This is a genomic window from Nitrospinota bacterium, from assembly GCA_016235255.1.
Classification (GTDB): Bacteria; Nitrospinota_A; UBA7883; order UBA7883; family JACRLM01; genus JACRLM01.
Map to the genome: position 1 here is coordinate 1 of JACRLM010000021.1, position 16,479 is coordinate 16,479.

At 57.7% G+C, this 16,479-nt stretch carries 16 protein-coding genes and 1 pseudogene; 9 read left to right on the forward strand and 8 right to left on the reverse strand.

Annotated elements, in window-relative coordinates:
- Positions 1-153: 153 nt before the first annotated feature.
- The 6 genes and pseudogenes from HZB29_02275 (at position 154) to HZB29_02300 (ending at position 5,420) form a co-directional block, all read left to right on the forward strand.
- A pseudogene (locus HZB29_02275) lies at positions 154-693 on the forward strand (PilZ domain-containing protein).
- Positions 694-844: 151 nt separating this feature from the next.
- A complete protein-coding gene (locus HZB29_02280; GenBank protein ID MBI5814419.1) occupies positions 845-1,372 on the forward strand; it encodes a flagellar brake protein in 528 nt (175 codons plus the stop codon).
- Between the two features lie 332 nt (positions 1,373-1,704).
- Complete coding sequence (locus tag HZB29_02285; protein ID MBI5814420.1) at positions 1,705-1,986, forward strand: hypothetical protein; 282 nt, start codon at positions 1,705-1,707, stop codon at positions 1,984-1,986.
- A gap of 67 nt (positions 1,987-2,053) precedes the next feature.
- Positions 2,054-2,695, forward strand: a complete 642-nt coding sequence (locus tag HZB29_02290) for a PocR ligand-binding domain-containing protein (GenBank protein MBI5814421.1) — start codon at positions 2,054-2,056, stop codon at positions 2,693-2,695.
- Between the two features lie 35 nt (positions 2,696-2,730).
- Positions 2,731-4,194 (forward strand): DUF3391 domain-containing protein, encoded by a 1,464-nt coding sequence (locus HZB29_02295; protein ID MBI5814422.1) that lies wholly within the window; start codon positions 2,731-2,733, stop codon positions 4,192-4,194.
- A gap of 5 nt (positions 4,195-4,199) precedes the next feature.
- Complete coding sequence (locus HZB29_02300) at positions 4,200-5,420, forward strand: PilZ domain-containing protein (protein MBI5814423.1); 1,221 nt, start codon at positions 4,200-4,202, stop codon at positions 5,418-5,420.
- A 26-nt stretch (positions 5,421-5,446) separates the two neighbouring features.
- Here HZB29_02300 and nfi read toward each other — a convergent pair whose 3' ends face one another.
- The 3 genes from nfi to HZB29_02315 all read right to left on the reverse strand — a co-directional run bounded on the left by nfi (position 5,447) and on the right by HZB29_02315 (position 8,314).
- Entirely contained in the window at positions 5,447-6,106 is a 660-nt protein-coding gene (gene nfi / locus HZB29_02305; GenBank protein MBI5814424.1) for a deoxyribonuclease V, read from the reverse strand.
- Positions 6,107-6,197: 91 nt separating this feature from the next.
- Positions 6,198-7,127 (reverse strand): ornithine carbamoyltransferase, encoded by a 930-nt coding sequence (gene argF, locus HZB29_02310; protein ID MBI5814425.1) that lies wholly within the window; start codon positions 7,125-7,127, stop codon positions 6,198-6,200.
- Positions 7,124-8,314, reverse strand: coding sequence for an aspartate aminotransferase family protein (locus HZB29_02315; GenBank protein MBI5814426.1), 1,191 nt, complete (start codon positions 8,312-8,314; stop codon positions 7,124-7,126). Before HZB29_02315 ends, argF begins: the two co-directional genes overlap by 4 nt.
- A gap of 239 nt (positions 8,315-8,553) precedes the next feature.
- On the opposite strand from HZB29_02315, the gene HZB29_02320 reads away from it, so the two are divergent.
- Positions 8,554-8,940, forward strand: coding sequence for a CBS domain-containing protein (locus tag HZB29_02320; GenBank protein ID MBI5814427.1), 387 nt, complete (start codon positions 8,554-8,556; stop codon positions 8,938-8,940).
- A gap of 25 nt (positions 8,941-8,965) precedes the next feature.
- Here the strand turns inward: HZB29_02320 and HZB29_02325 are convergent, their stop codons facing one another.
- Positions 8,966-9,676, reverse strand: a complete 711-nt coding sequence (locus HZB29_02325) for a PilZ domain-containing protein (GenBank protein MBI5814428.1) — start codon at positions 9,674-9,676, stop codon at positions 8,966-8,968.
- Positions 9,677-9,899: 223 nt separating this feature from the next.
- Between HZB29_02325 and HZB29_02330 the strand changes: the two genes are divergently transcribed.
- Positions 9,900-11,585, forward strand: a complete 1,686-nt coding sequence (locus HZB29_02330; GenBank protein ID MBI5814429.1) for a hypothetical protein — start codon at positions 9,900-9,902, stop codon at positions 11,583-11,585.
- 16 nt (positions 11,586-11,601) lie between these two features.
- Positions 11,602-12,048 (forward strand): cyclic nucleotide-binding domain-containing protein, encoded by a 447-nt coding sequence (locus tag HZB29_02335; protein MBI5814430.1) that lies wholly within the window; start codon positions 11,602-11,604, stop codon positions 12,046-12,048.
- 17 nt (positions 12,049-12,065) lie between these two features.
- Here the strand turns inward: HZB29_02335 and tilS are convergent, their stop codons facing one another.
- The 4 genes from tilS to HZB29_02355 are packed head-to-tail and all read right to left on the reverse strand — an operon-like array spanning position 12,066 to position 16,206.
- Positions 12,066-13,397: a tRNA lysidine(34) synthetase TilS gene (gene tilS, locus HZB29_02340; GenBank protein ID MBI5814431.1), complete on the reverse strand. Its 1,332-nt coding sequence runs from the start codon at positions 13,395-13,397 to the stop codon at positions 12,066-12,068.
- A 36-nt stretch (positions 13,398-13,433) separates the two neighbouring features.
- Positions 13,434-14,474: an S-methyl-5-thioribose-1-phosphate isomerase gene (gene mtnA / locus HZB29_02345; GenBank protein MBI5814432.1), complete on the reverse strand. Its 1,041-nt coding sequence runs from the start codon at positions 14,472-14,474 to the stop codon at positions 13,434-13,436.
- Between the two features lie 37 nt (positions 14,475-14,511).
- A complete protein-coding gene (locus tag HZB29_02350) occupies positions 14,512-15,387 on the reverse strand; it encodes a CvpA family protein (GenBank protein ID MBI5814433.1) in 876 nt (291 codons plus the stop codon).
- A gap of 30 nt (positions 15,388-15,417) precedes the next feature.
- Positions 15,418-16,206, reverse strand: a complete 789-nt coding sequence (locus tag HZB29_02355; protein MBI5814434.1) for a tetratricopeptide repeat protein — start codon at positions 16,204-16,206, stop codon at positions 15,418-15,420.
- Between the last annotated feature and the right edge of the window lie 273 nt (positions 16,207-16,479).

Sequence of the window (16,479 nt, forward strand, 5' to 3'; positions counted from 1 at the left end):
GAAATCCATTCTTCCCTTGCCAGTTTTCCCGTTACCGTTTACTCTTTTCATGTGACCTCCTTGCTTTCCGTTGTTTTCGTTCAAAAACATGGTAGCAGGTGAGGTCATACCTTCGTTTCAACTAAGTTTAGGACACTTTCTAAAGGGGCGGTCATGATGAAGTTTGAAACCGGCGGCCAGATTCTTCTGGAAACCGACAATGGCAAAGTCGCCTCCAAAATAATAGGGTGGAAAGAAGCGGCCTATTTTCTCGTGGACGCGGTGGACTGGCGGCTTCATCTGAAAACCGGCGCAACCGTGGTGGCCAGGACCGTGTCGAATGGAAAATACTCCGGTTTCTCCACGGAGGCCATTGGATTTTTTCCGGAGATCAACTCCACGATACTCAAATATCCAGAAGAGATAATGGAGTCCGACATCCGCAAGAGCGAAAGGTTCCCGGCGGTGATCCCGGTAAAAATCAGCAGGGACGGCGGCGCTCTTGTTTCCGAGGGGATAGTCACGGATGTCAGCCGCGCCGGATTCCGGCTCAAGTGCGACCTGACGTTTACAGAAGGCGAAACTGTCTTTGTCACCGGAGCCCTTCCCACTGGCGCAAAGTTCAACAAGCTTGCTGTCACCGTAAAAAGGCTGATGGAAGGCGAGAACGTGTTCATTTACGGCTGTGAATACGCGGAGGAAAGCCCTCAGGCGGCGGCGATAGCCGGATTCATCGGCAGGATATCGGACTACAAGGAAATAAGCGACGACTTAAAGCACCCTCTCATAGAGGGGATTCCCGTGGGAGAGCATTGCCAGGTCCAGCTGGGAAGTTTTCTGAAGCTGCCAACGGTTTTCCGGGGGGGTGGCCTCCAACAAGTATATTCTCATAGATCCACCGACACAGGAAGGCAAGCCTATTGTGGCGGGGCGGGGGGAGGGGCTCGTCATTTTGTACATGCTCGACGGCGCAGCCTACAAGTTCGAGACGCAGATCGTAAGGCAATACACCAATCCGGCGCAGGTATGGGCGCTCAACTATCCATACATTATCAAGAACCGCTGCCTGAGAAAAAGCGTCCGCATGTGCTCGCTTATACCGGCCAGGGTGGAATCCACGGATGGTTCCGCCGAGGGGGCGCTTCTGGACATAAGCGAGGGAGGCGGCTGTTTCGCCACCTCCGGCCACGGATTCTTCAAGGGCCAACGCGTTGTCCTGCGCCTATCCCACCCCACCGGCGAGGCGCTCGGGGGGGTGCATTGCGAGGCCCGCAGCGTCAGTCTGAAGGATGGAAAGTCTGTCATTGGCCTTGCCTTCGACGAAAACGATGCGGCGCACATAGCGGACATGGTGCGCAATTACTGCGGATTGTGCGAGAAGGCGCAGTCGTAATCCACGGCGGTTGATGGCCGTCCGTCCCCGCCGCTTACAGCCACTGGCCGCCGGCAGTAGCATGCGGAAATAACAGCCTTTTCAGTTTTCAGGAGAATTACCCGCCCCCTATTCCCGATACTGAAAAACCATTCGGGAATAATGTAACAAAACGAAACTTGCCATAGCCAAAGGGAAACCCGCATTGTGGCCATTAGCAACATCTGTTGTTAAATGCAACGCAATTAATTAAGGTCTATTATCATAACTTATTGTATTTGCATTCATTGTCTGCGGCATGATGATTGCTAATTTACCGTTCTAAAGCAAAAGTTGTCTCCAGGGTAATAGAAATGAGTCAAGAGGCTGTTGAGCGGTTGTTGGGGAGGATACTTACGGATGATGATTTCCGTTTGGCTTTCCGCAAATCCATGAAGACCACCTGCCATGAGAACGGCCTTGTCTTCACAACCGAAGAGTGGAGGATGCTCAGCTCGCTGGACGTGGACAAGCTTGAGAGCGCATCCGGGGTGATAGATAAGGCGATAAAACGGAGCGCGAGGCCGAAAGTGACAGTGTCGCTGGAACTGCCGATGCTGATGGACGGGCGTGCTGGCGAGGGAATTACAGGGTAAAGCCGGGCCGGTTGCGGCCGATTGGCCGGGCTGAAAAAGCGCGGATGCTCAATTGTTCAGGTGGACGATGGACGGGATTGAGGAAGCTTTGGGGGCGTTCCCGGTGCGGAGCATGGTCGGAGAGTTTTGCGACCGCACGGGGATGATGGCCGACATTATCGGCCTTGGCGCCGGCGAGACGCTGGTGGCCGAAGGGATGGCCAGAATATGTGTCCAGTATCACCAGGATTGCCCCAGGGCTGAATTGAAATGCAAGGATTACGGTTTCCAGGGCATGGAAGGGCGGAGCGGGAAACCTGTCGTCAAGCAATGTGAAATCGGGCTTGTGACCGGGATCGCCCCGATTTTCGCCAAGGGGCGCCATGTGGCCAACTTATTCGCAGGTCCGGCCCTGTTGGCCCCGGTGGACGAGGATGTTCTTTGCGCCGGCGCGGCGAAAAGAGGGATGGACGAGACTGTGTATTCTGGGCTTTATCACCGTATCCCCAGGGTGGGGCACGATGATTTTATCGAGGCTTTGGAGCGCATCGCCGCGGCGGTGAACCTGAAGGCCGAAGGGGGTTTTGACTCCACCGCCGATGCGATGGCGCACGAACATTTAGAGAAGGCGGAAGCGGCGTTCATTATACCGGCCCACGACGCGGATGTTCCCGCCCGGAGCGCCGCGAAGGCCCATGGGGCCAAGATCGGGCCACAGGTGGAGATGTGAGAAGGTGAAGCATGTATCTCGGGGGAGTGATACGGATGCCTGATACGATCAGGAAAATCAGCGTGGACGAAATCAAGGTCGGCATGTTCATCAGCCGGCTGGACAATTCGTGGCTCAACTCGCCTTTGATAATGAGCGATTTTAAGGTGGAGTCCGAGCGGGACATATCCAATATCCGGGACTATGAGATAAAGCACGTTTTCATAGACCTTTCCAAAGGATGCGGGCTGGACGCGCCTGAGGAGACGGGGGAGGGCGCCAGGCTTTCCATGTCCGATATGTTTGAGGTGGACATAGACGAATTCTGGGCGGACGCGCCATTGCCGGTGGACCTTTACAGGGTGAGGGGAGGAAGCCTTGATCTTGCGCTCAAAAGCGGAATGACGCTCGACGTGCATTCAGACTCGCTGATCAGGACTGAGGGGGAGCGCACAGCGATGGCGCCCAGGAGCCAGATGGGCGAACTTGAAAATTACAGGCGGGCACGGGAAGCGGCCAGGGAGAAGAACAGGGAGAGCGGATTCGCGGAGGGCTATCTTGATCCGGCCCGGGTCAAAGAGCACATGGCGTTCATGGGCCAGTATCATCCAATCAGCCCGATGTCCCTTGTTCCGGGGACCGTGGTCATGTTCGACATATTCATAAGGATAGACAGGATCATCAACCTGGCCCTCGAACACGGCCGCAGGCTGGAGGCGGACATGCGGGACGGCTGGATTGAGAGGGACGTGAACATCCTTATCCGCAGGGAGGAGAAGGAGAGCTACCAGGCCTACATGCAGGCCAGCCGCAAGGATGTGAAGGATCCCGGGGTGAAGGCGGCCATGGTGCGGGAGAACTCCAAGATCATCGTGGAGAGCCTGGCGGAAAATCCCCGCTGCGAAAAGCTGATGGGGCAGACGAAGGACTCGGTGACGGATCTGATCATGACGGTTATAGACAATCCGGACACTTTTTACGCCATCATGAAGATCAACAATTACGACTACTACACCTTCACCCATTCGGTGAACGTGGCGACCCTTTCCATCTCCCTCGCCATGGCGTCGGGCATCAAGGACGAAAAACGCCTTTCGGACCTGGGGGTGGGGGCCGTGCTCCACGACCTGGGCAAGAGCAAGGTGGACCCGGCGCTCATAAACAAACCGGGGAGCCTTTCCGATGCGGAGTTCCGGCTTGTCCGCGAGCATGTGACCCTCGGCTACGACATGCTCAAGTGGAACAAGGCGCTTCCGGCCGACGCGCTGATCCCCGTGCTCCAGCACCATGAGCGGCTGACCGGGACCGGCTATCCGAACAGGCTGAAGGGTGAGAGGATCCACGTTTACGGCAGGATCGTCTCGGTGATAGACGCCTACGACGCGCTGACCACGACGCGTACGTACAGGGGGGCGATAAAAACTTTCGACGCGCTGGCGCTCATCTCCAAGGGGCTGGAAAGTTATGACGCGGCGCTTTTCGCGATGCTGGTGAAAATCATTCACAGGCAGGAGGCTTGACGGCGATGCTCAGGCTGGAAGTCGGCGCGGACGTGTCCCTTGAGTCGGAGCGCGGCAAGGCCATGTCCAGGATCATGGGATGGAAGACCGGGGCCTACCTGCTGATGGACGCAAAAGACAAACGCCTTACTTTAAAACAAGGCGAGAAGGTGGTGGCCCGGACCCTTTGCGGCGGGGCTTATTATGGATTCTCCTCGGAGTTTCTCGGCCCTATGCCGGAGATAGCGGCCCTTGTGTTCCGTTATCCGGAAAACATAATCGAATCGTCCATTGGCGCCAGCGCCAGGGTGGCGGTGGTCCTGCCGGTGAGCGTCAGCAGGACGCAGGCGCCCACGGCCATGAGGCTTGAGGGCGTGATAACCGCTCTTGGCGGCACGGGATTCAAGATGTTGTGCGACATGGCTTTCAGCCCGGGAGACACCGCGTATGTCACCGGCTCACTGCCGACCGGCAAGAAGCTGGACAGTGTATCCTTTACCGTCGTTCAGGCGGAGGAGCGGGGGAATAAGTTTGAGGTGGCCGGCCAGTTTGCCGGAAATGAGACGGCGGAAGCGGCGGTGGCGGCATATGTGGAAGAAATAGCCTCGTACGGCGCGTTCCCGGAAAACATCGCAAGTCCGGACGGCCACGGGATTCCGGTGGGCGATACATGCCATCTGCATATCGGAGGTTATACGCAGGTCCCAACTGTGTTCCGGGGAGTGGTGGGTGAGAAGTTTATCCTCATAGATCCTCCCGCGCACGGAGCCAAGCCTTTATTGGCGGCCCGAGGCGCGGCCATGGCGATCATGTATATGGCCGGCGGCGTCGCTTACAGGCTGGAGACTCAGATGGCGCGCCATTACACCACTCCGGCGCAGCTGTGGGCGGTGGACTTTACCGGCATGACAAAAAAACGGGGCACGCGCAGCTGCACACGGCTGAATGTGTTCGTTCCAGCGGCGCTCAAATCTGGTGATGACGTCTGTTATGGAGTGATGCTCGACTTGAGCGAAGGGGGCGGGTGTTTTGCCACATCATGCGCCGGTTTTTACAAAGGACAGCGCATGACGGCGCGCCTTGTTTTGCCCGATGGAGGCAAGGTGGCCGGCCTGGAATGCGAAGTGCGCAATGTGGACTCCGGCAGGGAGAAGACATTGGTGGGACTCTCGTTTGATCCTGGCGAAGGCTCCGGGCTTGTGGAGATAAGGAGGTTTTGCCAGTACTGCATGAAACTTACAAGCTGATCGGGTGTGTAAAGTGGCGCCGGATGTTATGGCCGTTTGGCGCTATTTCCCCCCGCGACATCGTGCGCGATGCTGATAGGCTCGGGCAACCGGCGCCGCTTCACGCACCCGATCACAAGTTTCACCGCCGTATCAAGGTCTATCCTGTGGCCGATTGAGACGAACAGCGGCTTTACTCCGTCTTTCGTCCGTACGATCCTGCCGACCACCTCCCTTTTGTCCATAAGCGGCTCCGTGGATCCTTTTGCCCGCGCCGGCTCCCGGTAATCCCCGATAAGCCTGGTCTTGCCGCAGCCGATGGACGGCAGGTCAAGCTCCACTCCCAGATGGCACGCCAGCCCGAACCTTCTGGGGTGGGCGTATCCCTGCCCGTCCACCATCAGCATGTCCGGCGTGTGTTTCAACTTTTCAAAGGCGTCAATGATCGCCGGAATCTCGCGGAAGGCCAGCAGACCCGGCACATAGGGGAATTCCACCGGCCGCACCGAGATGGCATATTCGATCACCTCCAAGGCCGGATATGAAATCACAACTACCGCGGCGGTTGCCATCCCTTCCTTGATTCCCACGTCCACGCCGGCCACTGTGTCCACTTTTTCAAAAGCGTTATTCATGACGACGCGGAGGCGCAGTTCGTTCTGGAGCCGCACAGCCTCTTTCGCGTCAAGCCCGGAAAAATCCACCATCAGCTCCGCGCGCTCCCATAATAAGCGTGAAAATCAGCCATAGTGCCCGTTACGGCTGCGGAACGAAGTTTTTGACAGGGGTGGGAGAAGGCTATGCGCCCGCTGCCATCAGCATCACAAGGATCGCTTTCTGGGTGTGGAGGCGGTTTTCAGCCTGGTCCCAAACCACGGAATTGGGGCCGTCTATCACCTCGCCTGTGACCTCTTCACCCCGGTGGGCTGGAAGGCAGTGCATCACAAGCGCGTCCTTGCGCGCATGTCCCAGCAGTTTTCCGTCTATGCAGAATCCTGAGAAGGCGGTCCTGCGTTCCTCCGCCTCTTCGTCCTGCCCCATGCTGATCCAGGTGTCGGTATATAGAACATGAGCGTCCTTCGCTGCGATCATTGGATCGTGGGTTATCACGACTTTTCCGCCGGTCTTTGCGGCAATGGCCTCCGCCTCGGCCACGATAGCGCTTGAAGGAGAATATGTCTGCGGGCAGCCGATGGATATGGAAAGCCCCATCATCGCCGCGCCGAGCAGCCATGAGTGCGCGATGTTGTTCCCATCCCCGACGTACGCCACCTTGACGCCGTCAAGGCTTCCGCGCTTTTCGATTATTGTGAACATGTCGGTCAATATCTGGCATGGGTGATGCTCGTCCGTAAGGGCGTTGATCACCGGGATGCTCGCGTGGGCGGCCAGTTCCTCCACCTCTTCCTGTCCGAACGTGCGCACCACGATCCCGTCAAGGTACCGGGAAAACACACGGGCGGTGTCCGCCACGGTCTCCCCCCGCCCCATCTGCAGCTGCTGGCCGGACAAGACCACGGCGTGCCCGCCAAGCTGGAACATCCCCACCTCGAACGAAATCCGGGTGCGGGTGGAAGACTTGTTGAACAGCATCCCCAGCGTCTTGCCTTCCAGGAGCCTGTGGGGGACGCCCGCCGCCTTTTCCCTTTTAAGCCGGGCGGCGGTCTTGAAAATCCATTCTATGTTTTCCCGCCCCAGTTCCGGCAGGCGCAGAAGGCCGGTCTTCATGACGACGCCAGGGCCTTCCCCAGGATCGAAAGGGCCCTGTCCATTTCCTGCCGCGTGATATCAAGCGGCGGAAGGAGCCGCACGGTGTTCTGGTTTGCGCAATTGACCAAAAGCCCGTTCTTCGCGCAATCGGCCACCACCTGGGCGCACGGATGGGCCATCTCCACCCCGATCATAAGGCCCAGCCCCCGCACTTCCTTTATCGTCTTGATCTTCTGCCGAAGCCCGTTGAGCCTTATCAACGCATACCGTCCCAGGTCCCGGGCGTTTTCCAGTATCTCCGGTTTCTTCACTTCCGCGAGCATGGCCAGCGCCCCGGAACAGGCGATGGGCCCTCCACCGAATGTGGCGGCGTGCGTGCCGGGGACAAGGCTTTTGGCCACCTCTTCCTTTGCGAACATCGCCCCCATCGGGAACCCGTTGGCGATCCCCTTGGCCATGGTGATAATGTCCGGCTTGACCTTGAAATGCTCGTAAGCGAAAAGCTTCCCCGTCCGCCCGAAGCCGGTCTGCACCTCGTCGAACACCAGAAGTATCTTTTTATCCGCGCATAGTTTTGCAAGCCCCGCGATGAATTTTGCGTTGGCCACCTTCACGCCGATCTCCCCCTGCACAGGCTCGATGAAAACGGCGCAGGTCTTCTTTGTCACGGCCTTGGCCACCGCCTCAAGATCGCCGAACGGCACATGCTTCACCGCGCCGGGAATCGGCCCGAATCCCTGTTGATATTTCAGCTGCCCGGTGAGCGAAAGGGAGCCTAGCGTCCTGCCGTGGAACGATCCTTCAAACGCTATTATATCCACCCTCTCCTTGCTGAAGTTTTCAATGGAGTGTCTTCTGGCCAGTTTTAGCGCCGCTTCATTGGCCTCCGTGCCGCTGTTGCAGAAGAACACCCTTCCCTTGTACAGGCTTTCCACCAGCGCCTTGCCGTAAACGGCCTGGGGCTGGGTGTAGTAAATGTTGGAGGTGTGCCACAGCTCGCCCAACTGCTTTTTGACGGCGGCCACCACCGCAGGGTGGCAGTGCCCCATGTTGCCGGCGGCAAGCCCGGTGACAAAGTCCAGGTATTTTTTGCCGTCCGCGTCCCAGACGTAGCATCGCTTTCCCTTCACAAGGGCGATGGGCTGGCGGCCGTAGTTTTGCGTCAGGTATTTGCCGGCCATGTCCATCGTCTCTTTTGTGTCCATCCCTCTCCCTCGCGAAATAGATAATAAGCAAGTCTAAGGTTCCAAGCGCTATTCTAAAAGATAGGGTGACAGCTTGGAAAGCGGTATTTGGGGCCGGACCCCCGATTTAACGGTGTTTTTTGAAGTTTCCGGGCCGCGCAGCTTTTATTGTGAGGCTTTTGTCCGCAAATGGTACAATCCATAAATCGCCTGGTGGTGGGCGGCGTTACCAAATCAAGTCAAGAAACCAAGGAGCGTTTATGGCCGACTTTAGCACACTGCTGGCAGTCAAAGACCTGATGAAACCTGAAATAGTGACAGCTTCCGTGTCTGTGACCGTGGCGGAGTCGGCCAGGATCATGACGGAAAAGCAGATATCCAGCATCGTGCTCACCGATGGCGAAGGCAAGATAGCGGGACTTATCACAGAGACCGAGATCGTCCGCAACGTGGTGGCGGCGGGCAAGGACGCAGGCAAGACGGCGGCGGGCGACGTGATGAACGACAGCGTCCACATGATCGCTGGGGACGCCTCCATATTCGACGCCAGGCACATGATGGCAAACCTGGGAGTAAAGCACATGGTGGTGGAAAGCGGCGGCAAGCCCATCGGCCTGGTGTCCGCCACGGCGCTCTTGGGGTCATAGGCCCAATAGCTTCCGGGATGGATGTCTAGCTGAATATCCTCAGCATTTCGCGCTCCCTGCGCAGGATATACCTGCTTATCGCGGCCTCGTCTTCATTGCTCAGTCCCCAAAATTCCCCCCGGGCAACATAGGCGGGCCTGCGCCTTGATGCGCTGCCCAATCCTTTTTCCTTCTCCACGCACTCGATTACGGCAAGCTGCGCGCGGATCTGGGATGTGGAAATGGGGAGTATCAGCGAAATGCCCGGCGTGGAGCCGTTTTCCACTTCACAGCTTATGGTGAACCTTGTCCCCCCCATGCTTATGTCCAGCGCCTCGGCGCTGATCCCCATGTCTCCATGGTTAAGGTTGATGCGCACGGGCTGGCTGTTCATCGGCGTCACCCTGAAAAACAGGCGGCGCTGATATGACTTGACGGAAGCTGGCATGTGGAATTTTATCGACGGGAACCCGCCCCAAACCCCGGAGCCTGCGTATTTAGCGGCGAAACGGTGGTTTATTCCGTTTAGCTGAAACGAAAAATGGACAGGTTTGGCGCTGGCGGAAATTATCCTTTCGCCGCTCATGGGAAGAAGCTGGTCCGTATGGAAAACGGCCTGCTCGGTGTCCACTCCCACGAAGGCTGTCTTGAATCCCTCCCGGCGGCCGTCAATGAACACTTCCGTGCTCGTCGCCCTTTTGCACGCTCCTGTTATGGAAAGGTACGGGCTTTCGTTGCCTTCAGTTATCTCGCTCACTGTCTGTGGCCTGGGTTTGAAAAAATCAATGCCGAGCATAACGCTCACTAGCCCCCTGGGTGCGGTAAATAATATCACATTCCCGGCGTTTTTTGCGCCATGACTGGATATCGGTTTTTGCGCCAGGTTGCGTGAGTGTTTTTTTTGACCGGCCGCCTGCGGGGTTGTCTTGCGGCGTTGTTTGAGTTTATAGTGTTTTCAGTTAAATTTTCAGGTGGTTTTGATGGCGGTGCGCGAGCTTTTGTGGCTTGAAAAGACCAGGATAAGGCTGCTTAAAAATTCGATCCTGAAATCAGGGGCTCCGGGCAAGTTTCTGGCCCTGTCAATTCTTGCGGCCTTTTTCGTGGCGGGGGATTACCTGTTTTTCCGCAGGATGCTCACGTACATGGTCAATCTTCCCTTGGAAGTGGGGGAGCTTCTGGTGATCCAGCTTTTGAATCTTTTGTGCCTGACCATATTCTCAATGCTCGTCTTCTCAAACATAGTGGCGTCCATATCCACCCTTTACATGTCCCGGGACCTGGACTTGCTCATATCCTCCCCGCTCCCCATCCTGAGCGTCTTTTCTTCCAAATGCATTTTGACGTTCATCAATTCTTCATGGATGGCGGCCCTTTTCGGCGCCCCTGTCTTCATCGCGTATGGGGAGGTGTACTTCGCCACATGGTGGTACTACGCCGCGCTGCCGATGGTGATGCTTCCGTTCCTGCTGATCCCTTCGGCGGCGGGGATACTGGCCACCATGTCGCTCATGCGGTTTTTCCCGGCGCGCCGCACCCACCAGGTGCTGTCGTTCGTCGGTCTGGTTTTCATCGCCGGGCTTGTGATGTTCTTCCGTTTTTTGGAGCCGGAGAAGTTCCTTGGCAAAAAGGACATTTCTGATGAAGAGATATTCAAGTTCATAGATAAACTGAAGGCGCCAGATTACGAGTGGATGCCCTCGTCCATGACGGCCAAGAGCCTGCAGGCCTCCGCCATGGGGGACTGGACTGTGCTTGGGAACAACCTGGCCTGGCTTTGGATCATGGCTGCGGCGGCCATCGCGATCCTTGTGGTCATGGGGGGATGGATTTATTACGATGGGCTGTCCGCCTCCCACGGATCCCGGGAGACCGGCGTTCCCGACGGGCGGCGCTTGTTTTACCGCGCGCTGGCCCGCGCCCTCGTCTTCATGCGCCCGCAGGCGCGCGCGATAATCATGAAGGACATGAAGATATTCTGGCGCGACACCGCCCAGTGGTCCCAGCTTTTCATGCTCGCCGCGCTTGTGATCGTGTACCTTTTCAACGTGCGAAACCTTCCACTGGAGACGTTTTATCTGAAGGCCATCGTGTCGGTGATGAACATAGGCCTTGCCGGAGTGGTGCTAGCGGCGGTGGCGGCGCGCTTCGTGTTCCCGACCACCAGCGTGGAAGGGCGCGTGTTCTGGGCGATCCACGCGGCCCCGGTGGACTTTAAGCTGTTCTTGTGGTCGAAATATTTTTTCTACACGATTCCCATACTGCTGTTCGGGGAGATACTGGTGGTGGCCTCCAACATCCTGCTCTCCGTGGACATGTTCGTGATGGCCGTATCGTCCGCCGCCATAGCGATGGTGGCCTTTGGCCTGACGGGGCTTGGTGTGGGAATGGGGGCGCTGTATCCGAAGTTCGACTATGAGAACATTGCGGAGGTCGGGGTGACGTCCGGAGCGATAATTTACATGGTATTATCTATGGCGTACATAGGCGCCGTGGTGATGCTGGCGGCCGGCCCGGTCTACGAACACCTGATGAAGATGTTCTATTTGAACAGGACTGCGGGCCTTAACGTGTGGCTTTCGTATCCGGCCCTTGTTTTATTGTGCGCCGCGTGTGTTTACCTGCCGATGCGGATGGGGGTGTCGGCGCTTAAAAAAATGGAATCTTAGAGGGACTTGTGCGGCCGTGAAACTAAATGGCGCCGAGCGCGAAAAATGGGTGGCCCTGCTGATGGGGGTCAAGTTTTTCGCCGACTTCAGCTATGAAGAGTTGGGCTCCCTGCTCGACGCGGGGGAAGTCCGGCATTACAAGATCCACGATTTTGTGATCAAGGAGAACGAGGAAACGGAAACGTCGACTTTCTTTGTGATTCTTCGAGGCTCCGTCAAAGTGCTTAAGAACGATCATTTCCACCAGAAAAAGGAGCTTGTCACAATACAGGCCGGCGACTGTTTCGGCGAGATGGCATTTCTGCTCAACGCGCCGCGCACAGCCAGCATACTGGCCGTGGAGGACAGTTACATTTTCAGGGTGAGCTCGAAAGCGGCCGATTCGATGAACGACCCGTCAAGGGTGAAACTGTACCGCCAGTTCGCCATATCGCTGGCCGAAAGGCTCAGCCGTACGGGGTAGTTATTCGGCGTTCCCCGCTATTCCCAGAGGATCGCCACCTTCTCCCCGTCTTTGCCGGCGAGGGCCGCCGCCGTGAACAGTCCAGGAATCCACAACACTTCGCTTCCCGCCGCCAGCAATGGGATCAGCCCGCGTATTCCCGAAGGGACTTTGCGGTCCACGAAAAACTCCTTGAGCTTCTTGCGCCCCTTCATGTTTGAGAGATGGAGATAGTCACCCTCGCGCCTTGACCTGAAAACCGCTCCCGCCGGAATCTTTGAAATGTCCACGGTCCCCTTGTCCTCTTCACCTTGCGCTGCTTTGTCCACGCTCAAAATCTTTCCTCCAAACGGAACCGAAAGCGGGCATGTGAACTGGATTTCGGCAGTCTCCACCACCGGCCTTTTTTTGAAAATTGATAGGCCAGCGTGGTCGAGCCGGGCCGCGAACCCCCCCGGCAGGTCCACCTGCTTGCCAAGCTCGTCCGTTCCGGCCATCCGCAATATGGACTCCAAATGGACAAGCCCGAGTTCCGCCGGGTCCGCTCCACTCCTCAAGGCTGCCTTATGGATTATGGCAAGCTTTAACGCCTCCGGTTGGGCGGCAAGCTTCCCGGGATCAACCGTAATGGAGTTGTCCGCGCTTGCCGCAATCATCGCCTCCAGCGTTTCCCTTGCCAACTCTTCCACGAACTTGGCCTGCCCCGCCACAAGCCGCGCCGTCCGGGCGATTGTTGCGGCAGCCCCCGGCGCCACTGATTCGATGGCCGGGATCAGGTGATGCCGGATGCGGTTGCGAAGATAGTCGTCCGTGTCGTTGGACGGGTCCTTTACGTATTCGGCGTGGTTTTCGTCCAGCCACAGCAAGATGTCTTTTTTTCCGATTTCGATCAACGGCCGGATGAATCCATCCCGCACAGGCGGCACGCCGCCAAAGGCCGAAGGGCCCGCCCCGCGCAGCATCCACATGATGGAAGTCTCCACGCTGTCGTCGAGGGTATGTCCCGTGGCCACGCGGCCCGCGAAACCATCGGCCATGAGTTTTTTGAAAAATGCGTAACGAAGCTCCCTGCCTTTTGCCTGCGCCCCGCTTTTGGGCTTGCCGCCGGGATTGCGCTCCACCCTGATTTCGATGCCAAGGTCTTGCGCAAGCTTGACGGTGAATTGGGCGTCGTCAGCGGAATTCTTGCGGAACGCGTGGTCGTAATGGCACGACCGTAACGTAAAGTTCATCGGCCCGGAGAGCCTGTGAAGCGCGTGGAGCATGGCCACCGAGTCCGGCCCGCCGGATACGGCGGCGCACACGATGGAGCCTGCCGGTATCATGCGGTGTTTATTGATGGCCGATTGCGCGCGAAGGATCAGGTCCATAATGGCCCCATTATAAATGCAACGCGGCCCGCAGTCTTACGCGGTCCGCAGTTTTTCCAGCGATGGTCCGAACGGCGGGTACGCCACCCCCTTTTCGGTGATTATGCCGGTGATAAGCTCCGCCGGGGTCACGTCGAACGCCGGATTGTACACATGTATCCCCTCGGTGGATATGGAGACTTTCCCGATCACATGGGTCACTTCCCTGGGGTCGCGTTCCTCGATCGGTATTTCATCCCCGGTCTTTTTCGTGAAGTCGATGGTGGACATGGGGGCGGCGATGTAGAAAGGTATCTTGTGCCGCGCCGCCAGCACCGCCACAGTGTATGTGCCGATCTTGTTGGCGGTGTCGCCGTTGGAAGCGATGCGGTCCGCCCCGACCACCACTTTTTGCACCTTGCCAAGCTTCATGCAATGCCCGGCCATGTTGTCGGAAATGAGCGTCACCGGGATTTCTTCCTTCACAAGCTCCCAGGCGGTGAGCCTTGCCCCTTGCAGCCAGGGCCGGGTCTCGTCGGCGATGACCTTTATGTTTTTCCCCTGCAGATGCGCCGCCTTTATCACCCCCAGCGCCGTGCCGTATTCCCCGGCGGTGGCCAGGGCTCCGGCGTTGCAGTGGGTGAGCACCGTGTCCCCCTCCGCGATGAGCGGGGCGCCGTTTTCCGCCATCCGCTTGTTGATGGCGATGTCCTCCCGGTAAACACGCACAGCCTCGTCTGCAAGCCGCGCTTTAAGCTCCGCCACGCCGCCGCTCCACGATGCGGCCACTTTTTCCATCCTGTCCAGCGCCCAGAAAAGGTTGACGGCGGTGGGGCGTGATTCGGCCAATGTCTTTAGCACGGTCTCAAAATCCCGCATGAACGAGCCGTGGTCCGCCGCGTTTATGGCGCCAGCTCCAATGGCCGCTCCCATCGCCGCGGCCACCCCTATCGCCGGGGCGCCGCGCACGGTCATGTCTTTTATATGGTGCGCCACTTCCTGGTATGTTTTGCAATCGACGTACACTTCTTCTGAGGGAAGTTTGCGCTGGTCGATAAGCCTTACGGCGGCGCCGGTCCATTCAACAGTTTTGAACATCAGGTCATTCTCCGTAATTTATTGTTAAGCCGGGCAACTATTTTCCGCCATTGCTTTTGTCCACTTTTTCCAGAAGCTGGTCCATCTCCCGCTTGTCATAATCGCTTATGGCGTCCTTCTCGGGCTTCGTTTTGCCCGGCTTTGCGGATTTGGCCTCCTCTTTTTTCTCCTTTTTGGCCGTCACCGGCTTCTCCTTCGGAGGCGTAACGGCCTTGGCCTTTGCCTGCTCTGGCGCCTTTTTCACCGGCTGCGGCTTTTGCGCCTCCCCGGTTTTCCCGGCTGGAAGTTCCGGCTTTTCCGAAGGTACCTCTTGGGGCGCCAACTTTTCCTCAAACTCTTTCTTTATTTTGGAAAGTTGTTCCGCCTTGTCCAGAAGCGCTCCCGCTTTCTGCCCGGCCTCTTTGGTTTTCTTCACCGTGCTGTCTATCCCCTTGGCCAGGCCAGGCGCGATCCTGTCCATTATCATCCCCGCCATTTGCGCAAGTATGGGGGCCGCCACGGATCCCTTGGCCACCTCGTCCTTCAATTCCGGGATGAGCGCCAGCGGATATGTGATTATGGCAAGGATCAACGCCCCTTTCACCACGCCCAGGGCCGCCCCGGCGATCTTGTCCACCGCCGTAAGGGTTGCGGAGACTTTCAACATCCTCCTCACCAGTATCCCGGTGACGACGATGATTATCACGGCGAGGAAGAAAAGGGCCAGGAACGCGGAGATGTCGCTTATAATCCTGTCGCCGAGCATCGCCCGGAACACAGGGGCCGCCTTGGGGTAATATGTGGCGGCGATCCACGCCCCCGCCACGATGGCCAGTATGGAGAAAACTTCCTTGGCGAAACCGCGGAAATATGACCATGCCGCCGACGCGGCCAGGAAAAAGACGGCGAAAAGGTCAAACCAGTGGATCAGCAACGGCGTTCCGGAAGATCGCTGGCGCCGTGTTCAATTGGCGCCATGCACGTTTTCCTTGCCCACAAGCGCGGCGGGAGCGGCCTGCGCCGGGCTGGCGGCGGCCGGGGCGGAAACCCTGTCCACAGAAAGCTCGCCCACTTCGATACGCCTTAGCGTGTCGTCCAGAAAATCGTTGGAAAGGTATGCGGGGCTCTCGCCTTTAAGCTTGTTGAGCGCGGCGGCCGCCTCCTTCTTCTTGCCGGACTGGGCAAGGGCCATGGCCTGGCCGAACAGGGCGTCCTGTTTCGGATAGCTGTTCGACGTCCTGTAAAGCTCCTCGAATTTCGCCGCAGCTTCTTCGGCTTTCCCAAGTTCCATAAGGGTGTTGGCCTCGCCGGCCATGGCAAGCTCGCCCAAAAGGCTTCCTTTGCCTTGCGCCGCGGCGGAAGAATATTCCTGCGCGGCGCCTTGCGTGTCCCCTTTCCTGGCCAGGGCCGCGGCCAGGGTTATGCGCGCCTGAACGATCACCTGGTCCGGGCCCCCTTTGGCGATCACGTCCCTGATAGCGGTTATGGCCGCGTCCGCATGGGCCATGGAAGCCCCTTCAGAAGGTATGGAGCTTGCCGCCTCGAACAGCTTTTTGCGTATGTCGGCCGAGCGGCTGTCCCGGTAATAATGGACGCCGTAACCGGCCGCGGCCAGAAGGACCAGCGCCGCCAGTCCCGCGGCAGCCTTCTCCCAGTTATCGTAAAGCCTGTCCATCAGCGTGAGCCCTCCATGGTGGGGCCCCACGCCGCCTTTGTCCTCTTTCTTCCTGACGATTCTCTTATAACGGCCCATTTAACCCGCCTCTTTAAGCTTACAAGCCTGCCCTTGTGAATTGTGTCCCGACAAATGGGCGGTCATGCCATGCCGTCCGCCCGGCGAACCATTATACACGATCCGCCGCCGTTGGAGCTTCTGCGTTCAATGCACGAATTGCCTCATATTAAAAGTAACCGAAGAATTAGGCGAAAATGATTCGATGCCTCATGTTTCATGTAACCGAAGGGAGCATGGAATATGGGCAAAAGCGCCAGAAAAGAATACCTTGCGAAAATCAAGGGCCGCTAC

Bases quoted from the DNA above. Each gene is read 5' to 3' on its own strand.
- tilS (MBI5814431.1), bottom strand. From the start codon at position 13,397: ATGGACCTGATCCTTCGCGCGCAATCGGCCATCAATAAACACCGCATG.
- HZB29_02320 (MBI5814427.1), top strand. From the start codon at position 8,554: ATGGCCGACTTTAGCACACTGCTGGCAGTCAAAGACCTGATGAAACCT.
- HZB29_02290 (MBI5814421.1), top strand. From the start codon at position 2,054: ATGGACGGGATTGAGGAAGCTTTGGGGGCGTTCCCGGTGCGGAGCATG.
- HZB29_02285 (MBI5814420.1), top strand. From the start codon at position 1,705: ATGAGTCAAGAGGCTGTTGAGCGGTTGTTGGGGAGGATACTTACGGAT.
- HZB29_02330 (MBI5814429.1), top strand. From the start codon at position 9,900: ATGGCGGTGCGCGAGCTTTTGTGGCTTGAAAAGACCAGGATAAGGCTG.
- nfi (MBI5814424.1), bottom strand. From the start codon at position 6,106: ATGGTGGATTTTTCCGGGCTTGACGCGAAAGAGGCTGTGCGGCTCCAG.
- HZB29_02355 (MBI5814434.1), bottom strand. From the start codon at position 16,206: ATGGGCCGTTATAAGAGAATCGTCAGGAAGAAAGAGGACAAAGGCGGC.
- HZB29_02300 (MBI5814423.1), top strand. From the start codon at position 4,200: ATGCTCAGGCTGGAAGTCGGCGCGGACGTGTCCCTTGAGTCGGAGCGC.
- mtnA (MBI5814432.1), bottom strand. From the start codon at position 14,474: ATGTTCAAAACTGTTGAATGGACCGGCGCCGCCGTAAGGCTTATCGAC.
- HZB29_02315 (MBI5814426.1), bottom strand. From the start codon at position 8,314: ATGGACACAAAAGAGACGATGGACATGGCCGGCAAATACCTGACGCAA.
- HZB29_02295 (MBI5814422.1), top strand. From the start codon at position 2,731: ATGCCTGATACGATCAGGAAAATCAGCGTGGACGAAATCAAGGTCGGC.
- argF (MBI5814425.1), bottom strand. From the start codon at position 7,127: ATGAAGACCGGCCTTCTGCGCCTGCCGGAACTGGGGCGGGAAAACATA.